Below are 14025 nucleotides of genomic sequence, written 5' to 3'. Positions count from 1 at the left end.
CTCAGCATGCATCGTTACGCTATGCGCCATGGCGGCTGACATCGTGCCGGTCCGGCTCGGACTGACCAATGGCGACCTGTACACCCTGTGGGCTCCGCGCTGGCGCGATGCAGGTGACGAATGGGAGGCATTCCTCGGCAAGGACGAGGACATCTACGCCTTCGAGTCCGTCGCCGACCTCGCCGCGTTCGTCCGGACGAACGACGACAACGATCTCACCGATCACCCGGCCTGGGACAAGCTCGTCAAGGCCAACGCACACCGCTTCGATCCGACCGAGGAGCGGCGGCACGATCTGATCGGGGTTCCCGAGCTCGTCGCCGAGAAGCCGACCGCCGATTCGGTGGCCACCCTGCACGGTGCGCTGGCGCTGGTCTCGGCCATCGGATCGGTGTGCGAACTGCCCACCATCACCAAGTTCTTCAACGGCAACCCGGTGCTGGGCACCCTCGGTGGCGGTATCGAGGCCTTCGAGGGCCGCGCGGGGCGCAAGCGCTGGACCGAGATCGAGGCGGTGATCGGCCGGGCCTGGGACGGGGTGGTCGACACCATCGACGAACTGGTCAGCACACCCGAGGTGAACCAGGCGGAATCGGCCAAGGCCGCCGCCGAGCTGGACGAACCCGCCCCCGAGATGGACGACATCCTCATCGAGGACGACGACGAGGACGTGGTCATCGAGGGCGTGGTCGACACCGAGGAGGAGGAAGACGCGCTCGAGGCCGAGGCCGAACGCCAGGTCCTCGGCAGCGACGACGACTTCTGGACCCAGGTGGGCATCGATCCGATCCGCATCATCACCAGCAGCGGAACCCTGTACACGCTGCGCTGCTATGTCGGTGACGATCCCCGTTTCCTCGGCCGCAACGGTCGCATCAGCGTGTTCAGCTCCGAACGGACGTTGGCCCGCTACCTGGCCGACGAGCACGAGAGCGACCTTTCCGGGTTCAGCTCGTACGAGATCATCCGCACCGCCGCCACCGACGGGTCGCTGCGCGTCGAGGTCACCGACGAGAACATCTACGTGCTCTCCGGTCTGGTCGACGATATCGCCGACGGCCCGGAGGCCGTGGATCGCGACCAGCTGGATCTCGCGCTGGAACTGCTCAACGACGTCGGTGACTACGCCGAGGACCCCATCGTGTCCAAGTCGCTGGCCGCCGATCAGCCGCTGGGTTCGTTCGTCGCGCACGTGCTCGATCCCGCCAAGCCGCGGCCCAAGGGTTCGACGGCGAAGGCCGTCGAACAATGGGAGGCGCTGGAGCGCTTCGTCGAATCGCGCCTGCGGACCGAGTGATTTGTGGAGTCTCAGCCGCTCTGGTGGCGGCCGAGACTCCGCAAACCGTCAGCCGATCAGCACCGCGTACCGCGGTTTGATCACCCCGTCGATCAGCGCCAGCCGTTCGTCGAAATGCAGGAACGACGACTTCATGGCATTGATGGTGAACCGTTCCAGGTCGCTCCAGCCGTAGCCGAACGCCTCGACCAGGCGCAGCATCTCCTGGCTCATGGTCGTGTCACTCATCAGCCTGTTGTCGGTGTTCACCGTGACCCGGAACCGCGCCCGCGCCAGCAGATCGAACGGGTGCTCGGCGATGCTGTCCACCGCGCCGGTTTGCACGTTGGAGCTCGGGCAGAGCTCCAACGGAATTCGCTTGTCCCGCAGCAGCGCCGCCAATCGCCCGAGCTCCAAGGTGCCGTCCTCGGACACCGTGATGTCGTCGGCGATGCGCACGCCGTGGCCGAGTCGGTCGGCGCCACAGAAGGCGATGGCCTCGTGGATAGACGGCAGGCCGAATGCCTCGCCGGCGTGAATGGTGAAGCGCGCGTTGTTACTTCGCATGTACTCGAAGGCGTCCAGGTGCCGACTCGGCGGATATCCGGCCTCGGCGCCGGCGATGTCGAAACCGACGACCCCGCGGTCGCGGAACCGCACCGCCAGCTCGGCGATCTCCCGAGAGCGAGCGGCGTGCCGCATGGCGGTCACCAGGCAGCGCACCACGATGGGGCGACCGGCGCCGGCGGCGGCCTTCTCCCCCTCGGCGAACCCGTCGAGCACGGCGTCGACGACCGCGTCGAGGGACAGTCCCCCGTCGATATGCAGTTCGGGTGCGAAGCGCACCTCGGCGTAGACCACGTTGTCCTCGGCCAAATCTTCGACACACTCGTAGGCCACCCGGTGCAGTGCCTCCGGCGTCTGCATCACCCCGACGGTGTGCGCGAACGGCTCCAGATAGCGCACCAGCGAACCGCTGTGGGCGGCGGTGCGGAAGAAGGTGGCCAACTCGTCGGCGTCGGTGGCAGGCAGGTCCGCATAGCCGGTCTGCTCGGCCAAGTCCAGCACCGTCGCGGGCCGGAGCCCGCCGTCGAGGTGGTCGTGCAGGAGGGCCTTGGGAGCCTGTTTGATGAGGTCCAGCGTCAATGGCGTGCTCATCTGTCCATCTTCCTCGCTCACGCAACCGGGCGCCGCCCAGTTAACCGAACCGTCGCCCGCGCGCCATCAACCGATCCGGTCGATGATCAGCGGCCCGATCCGCGGCGGCTGCGTGCCCACGCTCCATCCGCCGTCGAGCTCGGCCAGCGCCGGCGCCACGCGTTCGGGGGTGTCGGTGTAGAGGGTGAACAGAGTCTCGCCCGCGGCGACCGGATCTCCGGGCCGCCGGTGGATGCGCACCCCGGCGCCGAACTGCACCGGCTGACCGGGCGCCGCCCGACCGGCCCCGAGCCGCCAGGCCGCCATCGCCACCGACATCGCGTCGATATCGCCCATCACGCCACCGGCGCCGGCGGTCACCGTCTCGGCATGCGCGCCGATCGGCAGGGGCGCAGTGAGATCTCCGCCCTGGGCGGCGACGAGCTCACGGAACCGATCCATGGCGGTGCCGTCGTTCAGCGTCCGCGCGGGATCGACATCCTCGATGCCCGCGGTGGCGAGCATCTCGACGGCCAGCGCGACGGTCAGCTCGACGACATCGTCCGGTCCGCCACCGGCGAGCACCTCCAGGGACTCGGCCACCTCCAGCGCGTTGCCGACCGTGCGGCCCAATGGCCGGTTCATATCGGTCAGCAGCGCCCGGGTCGGCACACCACTGGCATTGCCGAGTTCCACCATGGTCGCGGCCAATTCGCGGGATTCGGCCTCGGTCTTGAGGAACGCGCCCTTGCCGACCTTGACGTCGAGCACCAACGAGGAGGCTCCCTCGGCGAGCTTCTTGCTCATCACCGAGCTGGCGATCAACGGCAGTGACTCGGTGGTGGCCGTGATGTCGCGCAGCGCATAGATCTTGCGGTCCGCCGGGGCCAGCTCACCGGCGGCGAAGATCGCCGCCCCCACTCCGGCCAACTGACCGCGGATCTGAGCCTTGGACAGCTCGGCGGTGAATCCGGCGATGGACTCCAGCTTGTCCAGGGTGCCGCCGGTGTGACCGAGCCCGCGGCCGGCGGCCTGCGGAACCGCTGCGCCACAAGCCAGTACCACCGGTACCAGGGGGATGGTGATCTTGTCTCCGACGCCGCCGGTGGAGTGTTTGTCGACCGTCGGACGTCCGAGATCGCCGAAGTCGAAGCGTTCGCCGGAATCGATCATCGCCGCGGTCCAGCGGGTGATCTCCGCCGATGTCATGCCGCGCAGGAAGATCGCCATCAGCAACGCCGACATCTGCTCGTCGGCCACCGCCCCGCGGGTGTAGCCGTCGATCACCCAGTCGATGGCCGCATCGGCGAGCACACCGCCGTCGCGCTTGGTCCGGATGATCGACGGAGCGTCAAACATTGCGCTCCAGATCGTCAGGGCCGAAAGCGTCGGGCAGCAGTTCGGCGAGCCGTTTCGGGCCGGCTGGATGGTCGACCAACATATCCGGTCCGCCGTGCTCGTAGAGCACCTGCCGGCACCGACCACATGGCATCAGCGGCGCCCCGTCGGCGGCCACACAGCTCAGCGCGATCAGCCGTCCGCCACCGCTGGAATGCAGGGCGCAGACCACAGCGCACTCGGCACAGAGACCTAGGCCATATGAGACATTCTCCACATTGCATCCGAGGATTATTCTGCCGTCATCGGCTATTGCCGCAGCCCCGACGGGAAAGCCGGAGTATGGCGCGTACGCCCGCAAGGAAGCATCAATTGCGTTGCCGCGCAGCGCAATCCAATCGATTTCAGCAGTCATTCGATGTCCGTTCATCTTCATCTGAATGCATTCCGAACACGCCCACCGCCGGAGGGTGAACCAAGGTAGGTAACCCTAACTTTGTGGTACAAGGGGCGCCCGCGCACCCAGGCTAGTTCTTCGGCGGCCCCAAATGGGATTAGAGTCGCCCCGAGGTTTGGGGTAGGAATCAGCCTTCTCCCCAACCGTCCACCGAAGGCGTTGGAGGACTCAATGAGCACAGCCACGGCCGCGGAATCCGATATCCCGGCACCGCGATCGAAACCGGCGCGCCGCCGCAGTCTGTACCGCGGCGACCCAGGCATGTGGAGCTGGGTGTTGCATCGCATCACCGGTGCCACGATCTTCTTCTTCCTACTGGTGCACGTGCTCGACACCGCACTGGTCCGGGTCAGCCCCGAGGCGTACAACTCGATCATCGAGACCTACAAGACGCCGATCATCGGGCTCATGGAGATCGGCCTCGTGGCCGCAGTGCTGTATCACGCACTCAACGGCATCCGGGTCATCCTCATCGACTTCTGGGCCAAGGGGCCCAAGTATCAGCGCAAGATGTTGTGGGTCATCGCCGGCGTCTGGCTGGCCGTGATGATCCCGTCCCTGGGAGTGATCGGTATGCACATGGCGGAGCGGTTCCTGTGAGCGAGGCCTGGACTCCGCACCACAAGGAGGGGCGCATCGCCCCGGTGCAGGAGAAAGAGCACGACCGGCCGGCGAGCCTCGATCACCCGCGCGCACCGCGCAGGCCGCGCGGCATCCCGTACTTCGAGAAGTACGCCTGGCTGTTCATGCGGTTCTCCGGCGTCGCCCTGGTCTTCCTGGCGCTGGGCCACCTGTTCATCATGCTGCTCTGGGAAGACGGCGTGTACCGCATCGACTTCAACTATGTCGCCGAGCGCTGGGCCTCGCCGTTCTGGCAGATCTGGGACATGGCGCTGCTGTGGCTGGCCATGATCCACGGCGCCAACGGCATGCGCACCATCATCGGTGACTACGCCCGCAAGAACACCACCAAGTTCTGGCTGAACTCGCTGCTGCTGTTGGCCACCGGCTTCACACTGGTGCTGGGCAGCTACGTGCTCGTCACGTTCGACGCCAATATCTAGCTAGGGACGCAAGATGATTCAAGAACATCGTTATGACGTCGTCATCGTCGGTGCCGGCGGCGCGGGTATGCGTGCCGCCGTCGAGGCCGGACCGCGCGCCCGCACCGCCGTGCTGACCAAGCTCTACCCGACCCGCAGTCACACCGGCGCAGCCCAGGGCGGCATGTGCGCGGCGCTGGCCAACGTCGAGGAAGACAACTGGGAATGGCACACCTTCGACACCGTCAAGGGTGGGGATTACCTCGCCGACCAGGACGCCGTCGAGATCATGTGCAAGGAAGCCATCGACGCGGTCTATGACCTGGAGAAGATGGGGATGCCGTTCAACCGCACCCCCGAGGGCCGCATCGACCAGCGCCGCTTCGGTGGTCACACCCGTGACCACGGCAAGGCCCCGGTGCGCCGGGCCTGTTACGCCGCCGACCGCACCGGCCACATGATCCTGCAGACCCTGTACCAAAACTGCGTCAAGCACGATGTCGAGTTCTTCAACGAGTTCTACGCCCTCGACGTCGTCCTGACCGAAACCCCCGGCGGCCCGGTGGCCACCGGTGTGGTCGCCTACGAGCTGGCCACCGGTGACATCCACGTCTTCCACGCCAAGGCGATCGTCTTCGCCACCGGTGGGTCGGGGCGGATGTACAAGACCACCTCCAACGCGCACACCCTCACCGGTGACGGCCTGGGCATCATCTTCCGCAAGGGACTGCCCCTGGAGGACATGGAGTTCCACCAGTTCCACCCGACAGGTCTTGCCGGGCTGGGCATCCTGATCTCCGAGGCCGTGCGCGGTGAGGGCGGACGTCTGCTCAACGCCGACGGTGAGCGTTTCATGGAGCGCTACGCCCCGACCATCGTCGACCTGGCCCCGCGTGACATCGTCGCCCGCTCGATGGTGCTCGAGGTGCTCGAAGGGCGCGGCGCCGGACCGAACAAGGACTACGTCTACATCGACGTGCGCCACCTCGGTGAGGACGTGCTCGAGGCCAAGCTGCCCGATATCACCGAGTTCGCGCGGACCTACCTGGGTGTGGATCCGGTGACCGAACTGGTGCCGGTCTACCCCACCTGCCACTACGTGATGGGCGGCATCCCGACCAACGTCAACGGCCAGGTGCTGCGCGACAACACCAACGTCATCCCCGGCCTGTACGCCGCAGGGGAATGCGCGTGCGTGTCGGTGCACGGCTCCAACCGGCTGGGCACCAACTCGCTGCTCGACATCAACGTGTTCGGCCGTCGCGCCGGCATCGCGGCCGCCGAGTACGCGCTCAACCACAACCACGTCGACATGCCGGAGAACCCGGCGAACATGGTCGTCGACTGGGTCGGCGACATCCTCTCCGAGCACGGCAACGAGCGCGTCGCCGACATCCGCACGGCTCTGCAGCAGTCGATGGACAACAACGCCGCCGTGTTCCGCACCGAGGAAACGCTGAAGCAGGCCCTGACCGACATCCATGCGCTCAAGGAGCGTTACTCGCGGATCACGGTGCAGGACAAGGGCAAGCGCTACAACAGCGACCTGCTGGAGGCCATCGAGCTCGGCTTCCTGCTGGAGCTGGCCGAGGTGACTGTCGTCGGTGCGTTGAACCGCAAGGAATCTCGTGGCGGCCACGCGCGTGAGGACTACCCGAACCGCGATGACACCAACTACATGCGTCACACGATGGCCTACAAAGAGGGCACCGATCTGCTGAGCGATATCCGGTTGGACTACAAGCCCGTGGTCCAGACCCGCTACGAGCCGATGGAACGGAAGTACTGATGACTGCTGTCATTGAACCCGACACCAAGAGCCCCGAGCTGCCGCCCGTCCCCGACGGCGCGGTGATGGTCACGCTGAAGATCGCCCGGTTCAACCCGGATGCCCCCGACGAGGCCGGCTACCAGAGCTTCCGGGTCCCGTGCCTGCCGAGTGACCGGCTGCTGAACCTGCTGCACTACGTGAAGTGGTACCTCGACGGCACACTGACGTTCCGCAGGTCCTGCGCGCACGGGGTGTGCGGCTCGGATGCCATGCGTATCAACGGGGTGAACCGGTTGGCGTGCAAGGTGCTGATGCGGGACCTGCTGCCCAAGAAGGCTTCCAAAGCGCTGACCATCACCATCGAGCCGATCCGCGGGCTGCCCGTGGAAAAGGATCTGATCGTGAACATGGAGCCCTTCTTCGACGCCTACCGCGCGGTGAAGCCGTTCCTGATCACCAGCGGCAACGCCCCCACCAAGGAGCGCGTCCAGAGCGCGACCGACCGCGCCCGCTTCGACGACACCACCAAGTGCATCCTGTGCGCGTGCTGCACCACCTCGTGCCCGGTGTACTGGAGCGAGGGGTCCTACTTCGGACCCGCCGCGATCGTCAACGCGCACCGCTTCATCTTCGACTCGCGCGACGAGGGTGCCGCCGAGCGCCTCGACATCCTCAACGAGGTCGACGGTGTGTGGCGCTGCCGCACCACCTTCAACTGCACCGAGGCCTGCCCACGTGGCATCCAGGTCACCCAGGCGATCCAAGAGGTCAAGCGCGCCCTGATGTTCGCGCGCTAGGTTTTTCCGCCCCGAGTCTGAACTAGATGGCGAGATTTCCCAGAAATCTCGCCATCTTTTTCATGTTGGGCAGCTGTTCGGGTGCACCGGCGGCATCCAAATCTGCTCGCACGCGGCGGGTTATCGTCTGTTGACGGCGGCGGAGTAGATCGGCGTCCACCCGGATGATCCGCCACCCCAGTTCCCGGTACCGCGAATCCTGTTCGATGTCCCACGCGCGCTGCCTGGGATCGGTCCAATGCTGTGCACCGTCGTACTGGACGCCGACCTTCCACTCGGGCCACCCCATGTCGAGGCGTCCGATGAAGCGGTATTCGTCGTACACCTCGATCTGGGTTCGCGACGGTCGCATCCCTGCCTTCGTCAGAACCAAGCGCAACCGGGTCTCCTGTGGCGACTCGGCCCCGTCATCGGCGAGTGCGAGCACGTACCGGAGTTGGACGACTCCGCGGGCGCCGCCATGCGAACCGATGAGCGCATGCACGTCCGTGAGAGCGAGCTTCGTTGCCTGTAGTAACGCGTCGACCCGCAGCACAGCACTCACCGGGCCACGTCGACGCCCGAGGTCGAACGCGGTCCGGGCCGGCGTCGTCGCAGGTATGCCCTGGACGACGCTGATCTCGGCTGCGTCCAGTCGCTCACAATGCAGCACGATGCCAGCCACCTTGTGCTGGCTGCGCTGATTGAGTTCGGCCGGCTCGGCGGCGTCGATCCACTTGCAGCCGTGCAGCGCTGCCGCAGACAGCCCAGCTGCCACACCCCGGCGTCGCGACCAGAGCCACGCCGCGCGTGCTTTGTCGACCGGGGTCAGTTCGAAGCCGCGGGCAACGTACACGTCACGGTGCAACATCTCGTGGTGATGGGAAAGCTGATGCCGGGTGACCGCCCCGGCCGCCAGCGCCTCCGAACCAAGAAACACCATATGGATCCAGACGCAGCGAAACGTTCGCAGGTTCCACCTCTACCGAATCTGAACCAGTTGGCGAAAAATCAGGCCAATCGCGCCATCTACTTCAGATTGGCAGGACTCACACTCGGCGCTACTCGGGCGGGGGCTCCGGCCCGATGTTCTCCCCCGCCATCTCGGCCACCTGCTCGTCGTAGTACCTGATGATCACCGCGACCGCCGCGGCCACCGGCACCGCCAGGAACGCGCCGATGACACCGAACGTCGATGCCCCGAGGGTCACCGCCAGCAGCACGATCACCGCGTGCAGCTTCATCGACTTCGACTGCAGCCACGGCTGCAGCACGTTGCCCTCCAGCTGCTGCACCGCGATGATGACGCCGAGCACCAGCAGCGCGTTGATCGGCCCGTTGGCGACCAACGCGATCAGGACGGCCAGGCCGCCCGCGACGAAGGCACCCACGATCGGTACGAATCCGCCGATGAAGGTGATGATGGCCAAGGCGTAGGCCAGCGGCACGCCCAGGATCACCAGGCCGACCCCGATCAGCACGGCGTCCACCAGGCTCACCAGCGCCTGGGTGCGGATGAACCCGCCCAATGTGTCCCAAATCCGTGCCAGCACCTCGGCCAGATGCCGCGCGCCGGGATGCCCGACCGAGCGCCGCAGCCACGGGATGAATCGCGGGCCATCCTTGAGCAGGAAGAACAACACCACGATGGTGGTGAACAGGGTCACCAACGCCGAGGTGGCCGCACCGACGCCGGTGAACACGCCGCTCGCGATCTGGCTGCTGCTGGAGTTCAACTGGTCGTTGATCGCGGTGACAGCCGAATCCAGTTGCGCCTCGCTGATATTGAGCGGCGGGCCGCCCAACCAGTCCCGGACCTGGACCACACCGGCGGTTGCCTGCTCGGCCAGTTCGGTCGACTGCTCGACGATCGCGGGCGCCACCGCCGCGATCATGCCCGCGATCACCCCGATCGCCACCAAGAGCATCAGCAGCGCCGCCGCCGCGGGCGGGACGCCCTTGGACCGCATCCAGCGCACCGGCGGCCACAGCACGGTGCAGACCACCACGGCCAGCGCGACCGGCAGGATGATCACCCACGCCTCGCCGACCACCCAGGCCAGGATCCACAGGGCCGCCGACACCGCGACAATCTGGACGGAGACCGTCGCGGCCGATCGAAGGTGGGCACCGAACACCGAGCCCCGGCTCGGCAGCATGTCAGTCACGCTTCATCTCTACCCGCACGCACCCGTTTCGAACTAGCACCTCGGTCACAAATCGACCCGCCGTGTCGTCTGACGGGTATGACGCCCAGAATCGCTGCCCTGCACCCCGCCGACGCCGGACTGTTCACCCGGATGCTCTACCGCATCGCCAAACGGAAGTTCGGCGAAGTCCCGCAACCGTTCACTGTCGCCGCCCACCACCGGCGGCTGCTCGTGGCCAACGGCGTCCACGAGATGTTGGTCCAGGCCGGGTCGAATACCGTGCCCGCCGGAGTCCGCGAGCTGGCGGTGTTCTGGACCGCACGCACCATCGGGTGCTCGTGGTGTGTGGACTTCGGATCCATGCTGCAGCGCCTCGACGGTCTGGACGTCGCGCGGCTCACGACCATCGACGACTACGCGACCTCGCCGCTGTTCGACGCCGACGAGCGCGCCGCGATCGCCTACGCCGACGCCATGAGCACCGACCCGCACATCGTCACCGACGAGCAGGTGGCCGATCTGCGCACCAGATTCGGCGACGCCGGGGTGATCGAACTGACCTACCAGATCGGCCTGGAGAATATGCGGGCCCGGATGTACTCGGCGCTGGGCATCACCGAGCAGGGGTTCAGCTCCGGGGATGCCTGCCGGGTTCCGTGGGCAGATGCCGGCGAAGCGGAGACGCGGTGAACTTGTCCGGGTTGGCAATATCCCAGACCGCGGCCACGAGCCCGCCGGTGATCGTCAGCGCGGTGATGCGCGGCATCAGCTCGGGGTAGCCGTCGACGGCAGGCGCGCCGGGCGTGTAGGTACCGAGCTCACCGTTGATGAGCACCGGCTGACTGCCCGCCTGCCAGTTCGGGCCGTACCGCTTCGCGAGCCCGAACAGGAAGCGCGCCACCTTTTGCGGTCCGCGGATGACGTTCGGGGCCGTCGGCGCGCGGCGATTGGCGTCACCGGTGAAGGTGATGTCGGGATGGAGCAGCGCGACGACGGCGTCCAGATCGCCGGCGGCGAGCGCGGCCGTCAGCCGGCCGGCCACCTCGTTGTGGGTGTCGACGTCCTCCGGCGGCGGGGCGGCCGCCACGGCGCGGCGAGCCCGCGACGCCAGCTGGCGGGCCGCGGCGGCGGTGGTGGCCAGCACGGCAGCGATCTCGTCGAAGGGCACACCGAAACCGTCGTGCAGGACGAAGGTGACGCGTTGTTCGGGGGTGAGCCGCTCCAGCACCACCATCGCCGCGAACCGCGCATCTTCACCGGCCACCACCTGCTCCAAGGGGTCGTTCCCGGACACCGGAGTGACCACCGGTTCGGGAAGCCATTCCCCGACATAGCTGACCCGGCGATGGGTGGCCGAGCGCAGGGTGTCCAGGCCCAGGTGGCTGACCACGGTGGTGAGCCAGGCGCGCAAGTCGGCGATGGGTTCGGCGGTTCGCTGCCTGCGCAGCCACGCATCCTGGACGATGTCCTCGGCATCGGCGTATGTTCCGGTCAACCGGTACCCGATGGCGAGCAGATGCGGCCGCAGCTCCTCGAACTCCGCGGTCCAGGCTTCGGCCGTCATGGCACCGAGTCTAGAACCGACTGCCGATGTATTGATTTCGTTGCCTTGTTACCCCAATGAAAACCTTTTCGTCGTATCACCCCCTCCAGACAACGGAAACCGTATATTCACGCGCATGGCAATCGCGGAACAGCCGACCCCGGTGACCACGGACAAGGGTCTGCAGGCCGGCGCGCTGGGTCTGGTGGGCAACGTGGTGATCGGGCTGGCGGCGGTGGCGCCGGCCTACAGCCTGGCGGCGACGCTGGGATATGTGGTGCTTCACGTCGGCGACAAGGCTCCAGCCATGTTCGTCCTGGCGTTCATCCCGATGCTGCTGGTGGCCTTCGCCTACAAGGAGCTGTCCCAGGACACTCCGGACTGCGGCACCACCTTCACCTGGGGAACCAAGGCCTTCGGACCGTGGATCGGCTGGATCGGCGGCTGGGGGCTGGCCGTCTCGGCGATCATCGTCCTCGCCAACGTCGCCGAGATCGCCGCGGTCTACCTGTTCAAATTCCTCGGCCAGGACGCGCTGGCGGACAATTTGTACGCCAAGGTCGCGCTCGGTTCGTTCTTCATCATCTCCATGACGTTGGTCAGCGCCCGCGGAGTGGTCGTCTCGGAGAAGATGCAGAACGTCCTCATCGCCATCCAGTTCGGCGTGCTGATCGTCGCCAGCATCTGGGCCCTGATCCGGGTGTTCGGCAACACCGCAGGCGCACAGGCGGTCAGCCCGGCACTGTCCTGGCTGTGGCCGTCGGGTCTGGACGTCTCCTCCATCGCCGCAGCGATCATCCTGTGCGTCTTCATCTACTGGGGCTGGGACGCCTGCCTGGCCGTCGGCGAGGAGACCAAGGATCCCGGCCGCACACCAGGTATCGCTGCCGTCATCACCACGCTGATCCTGGTGTGCACCTATGTGCTGGTGGCCTATGCGGTCCAGTCGTTCGCCGGTTTCAGCGTGGTGGGAATCGGGCTGAACAACCCGAACAACACCGACGATGTCCTGACCGTGCTCGGCGCACCGGTGGGTGGTCCGGTCCTGGCCTCGCTGCTGCTGCTGACGGTGTCGGTATCGGCGCTGTCCTCGACGCAGACCACCATCCTGCCGACCGCTCGCGGCACCCTTTCGATGGCGGTCTACGAGGCGCTGCCCAAGCGGTTTGCCAGCGTCCACCCCAAGTACATGACACCGGCGTTCGGCACCATCGTGATGGGAGCGATGGCGCTGTTCTTCTATCTGGTGCTCACATTCCTCTCGGAGAACGCCCTGGCGGACTCGGTTGCCTCACTGGGACTGGCGGTCGCGTTCTACTACGGCATCACCGCGTTCGCCTGTGTCTGGTACTTCCGCCGGACCCTGTTCACCTCGGCGCGAAACCTGTTCTTCCGCGGCATTTTCCCGCTTCTCGGCGGGCTGGCCATGGCGGTCGCCTTCGGTATCAGCGCCAAGGACATGATCGCCCCCGACTACGGTTACACCGCCTTCGGTCCGGTGGGCGGGGTGTTCGTGCTCGGCGTCGGCATGCTGGTCCTGGGGGTACCGCTGATGCTCGCGTGCTTCGCGTTCGGCACCAAGCGCTTCTTCCGCGGCGAGACGCTCACCGCCGATACCGAGGTCAAGGTTCCCGATGTGTACTGATACGAAAGCGCAGGCAGCACCATGCATCTGACGGTCGGTTACCTGGCCACCCCCACCGGCGACGACGGTGTCGCCCTGGCGGCCGCACTGGCCCGCACCTTCGACGCCGATGTCGACGTGGTGCTCGTCGTGCGCGAGGAACTGCCCGACGGGCATCCCGGCCGCGCACAGTATCAGGAGTTACTGCTCGAAAAGGGCAAGCAGTGGATCACCAAGGCGGTCGGCGCGCTGACCGGTGCGGCCAAGTCGGTCAACGCCAATGTCCTTGTCGGAGAGTCTTTTGCCGAGGAATTGTTACGGTTTGCCGAGAGCCATTCTTCCGACCTGATCGTGGTCGGCGGCGCTCGTGACGGCTTCTTCGGCGGTCACGTCATCGGGCCGGTGTCCAGCGCGCTGTTGCACAGTTCGCCCATCCCGGTGGCGCTCGCCCCGCGCGGCTACGCCGACGACGCACCCGAGACCATCGCCGCGGTGACCGCAGCGGTGCCGAGCAGGCCCGGCGACGACAATCCCCTACCGTTCGCCATCACGCTGGCCAGCGCGGCGAACCTGCCGATCCGGATGGTGTCGCTGGTATCGGCTGAAAACCTTTCCGAGGCAGAGGATCTCAAGGAACTGCGGGCCGTGCAGATTGCCGCCGCGCAGGAGAATCTGGCGGTGGCCGCCCGCGCGCTGCCGGATTCGCCGGATATCGAATCGCTGGTCGCCGACGGTATGACGTTGGAGTCGGCACTGAAGAAACTCAACTGGGATGACGACGACCTCCTGGTGGTCGGCTCCAGCCGGTTCGCCGCGCCCAAGCGGATCTTCCTCGGCTCGACGGCCTCGCGCATCCTCGCCGGTACCGATGCCCCGGTGATCGTCATCCCCCGCGACGAGTAGTGGTTTG

The 14025-nt window shown here is 66.5% G+C and carries 13 protein-coding genes and 1 pseudogene; 8 read left to right on the top strand and 6 right to left on the bottom strand.

The features are described from left to right. Positions 1-28 precede the first annotated feature (28 nt). A complete protein-coding gene (locus G154_RS08105; RefSeq protein ID WP_019510100.1) occupies positions 29-1297 on the top strand; it encodes a hypothetical protein in 1269 nt (422 codons plus the stop codon). Between the two features lie 48 nt (positions 1298-1345). On the opposite strand, the gene G154_RS08100 is transcribed toward G154_RS08105, so the two are convergent. From G154_RS08100 to G154_RS08090, 3 genes are all read right to left on the bottom strand, one after another. After that, complete coding sequence (locus tag G154_RS08100; protein WP_023985416.1) at positions 1346-2434, bottom strand: adenosine deaminase; 1089 nt, start codon at positions 2432-2434, stop codon at positions 1346-1348. Between the two features lie 66 nt (positions 2435-2500). Beyond that, the gene (locus tag G154_RS08095) at positions 2501-3772 is read right to left on the bottom strand and encodes a thymidine phosphorylase (protein WP_019510102.1); all 1272 of its coding nucleotides are present in this window, start codon (positions 3770-3772) and stop codon (positions 2501-2503) included. Then, positions 3765-4166, bottom strand: coding sequence for a cytidine deaminase (locus tag G154_RS08090; RefSeq protein WP_023985415.1), 402 nt, complete (start codon positions 4164-4166; stop codon positions 3765-3767). The genes G154_RS08095 and G154_RS08090 overlap by 8 nt, the downstream gene beginning before the upstream one ends. A gap of 213 nt (positions 4167-4379) precedes the next feature. On the opposite strand from G154_RS08090, the gene sdhC reads away from it, so the two are divergent. Genes sdhC through G154_RS08070 form a run of 4 tightly spaced genes read left to right on the top strand, consistent with a single transcriptional unit; the run spans position 4380 to position 7819 of the window. Continuing rightward, positions 4380-4808: a succinate dehydrogenase, cytochrome b556 subunit gene (gene sdhC / locus G154_RS08085; RefSeq protein WP_019510104.1), complete on the top strand. Its 429-nt coding sequence runs from the start codon at positions 4380-4382 to the stop codon at positions 4806-4808. Beyond that, positions 4805-5272, top strand: a complete 468-nt coding sequence (locus G154_RS08080; RefSeq protein WP_019510105.1) for a succinate dehydrogenase hydrophobic membrane anchor subunit — start codon at positions 4805-4807, stop codon at positions 5270-5272. Before sdhC ends, G154_RS08080 begins: the two co-directional genes overlap by 4 nt. A 13-nt stretch (positions 5273-5285) precedes the next feature. Further along, a complete protein-coding gene (gene sdhA, locus G154_RS08075) occupies positions 5286-7040 on the top strand; it encodes a succinate dehydrogenase flavoprotein subunit (RefSeq protein WP_019510106.1) in 1755 nt (584 codons plus the stop codon). Continuing rightward, a complete protein-coding gene (locus G154_RS08070; RefSeq protein ID WP_019510107.1) occupies positions 7040-7819 on the top strand; it encodes a succinate dehydrogenase iron-sulfur subunit in 780 nt (259 codons plus the stop codon). Before sdhA ends, G154_RS08070 begins: the two co-directional genes overlap by 1 nt. A 22-nt stretch (positions 7820-7841) precedes the next feature. Here the strand turns inward: G154_RS08070 and G154_RS08065 are convergent, their stop codons facing one another. Continuing rightward, positions 7842-8741, bottom strand: a complete 900-nt coding sequence (locus G154_RS08065) for an endonuclease domain-containing protein (RefSeq protein WP_019510108.1) — start codon at positions 8739-8741, stop codon at positions 7842-7844. Positions 8742-8859: 118 nt separating this feature from the next. Further along, positions 8860-9957, bottom strand: coding sequence for an AI-2E family transporter (locus G154_RS08060; RefSeq protein ID WP_031601370.1), 1098 nt, complete (start codon positions 9955-9957; stop codon positions 8860-8862). 69 nt (positions 9958-10026) lie between these two features. On the opposite strand from G154_RS08060, the pseudogene G154_RS08055 reads away from it, so the two are divergent. Beyond that, positions 10027-10638: pseudogene (locus tag G154_RS08055) on the top strand (carboxymuconolactone decarboxylase family protein); the annotation flags it as partial. On the opposite strand, the gene sigJ reads toward G154_RS08055, so the two are convergent. Next, positions 10577-11512, bottom strand: a complete 936-nt coding sequence (sigJ, locus tag G154_RS08050) for an RNA polymerase sigma factor SigJ (protein ID WP_019510111.1) — start codon at positions 11510-11512, stop codon at positions 10577-10579. The pseudogene G154_RS08055 and the gene sigJ sit on opposite strands and share 62 nt — an antisense overlap. Before the next feature lie 115 nt (positions 11513-11627). On the opposite strand from sigJ, the gene G154_RS08045 reads away from it, so the two are divergent. Both G154_RS08045 and G154_RS08040 read left to right on the top strand, forming a co-directional pair. After that, entirely contained in the window at positions 11628-13136 is a 1509-nt protein-coding gene (locus G154_RS08045; RefSeq protein WP_019510112.1) for an APC family permease, read from the top strand. Between the two features lie 21 nt (positions 13137-13157). Next, entirely contained in the window at positions 13158-14018 is an 861-nt protein-coding gene (locus G154_RS08040) for a universal stress protein (protein WP_019510113.1), read from the top strand. Positions 14019-14025 lie beyond the last annotated feature (7 nt).

It is taken from the genome of Mycobacterium sp. VKM Ac-1816D (assembly GCF_000416385.1).
Classification (GTDB): domain Bacteria; phylum Actinomycetota; class Actinomycetes; order Mycobacteriales; family Mycobacteriaceae; genus Mycobacterium; species Mycobacterium neoaurum_A.
Note: the sequence above shows the minus strand (reverse complement) of the source record. Positions and strands in the feature narration are given on the sequence as shown.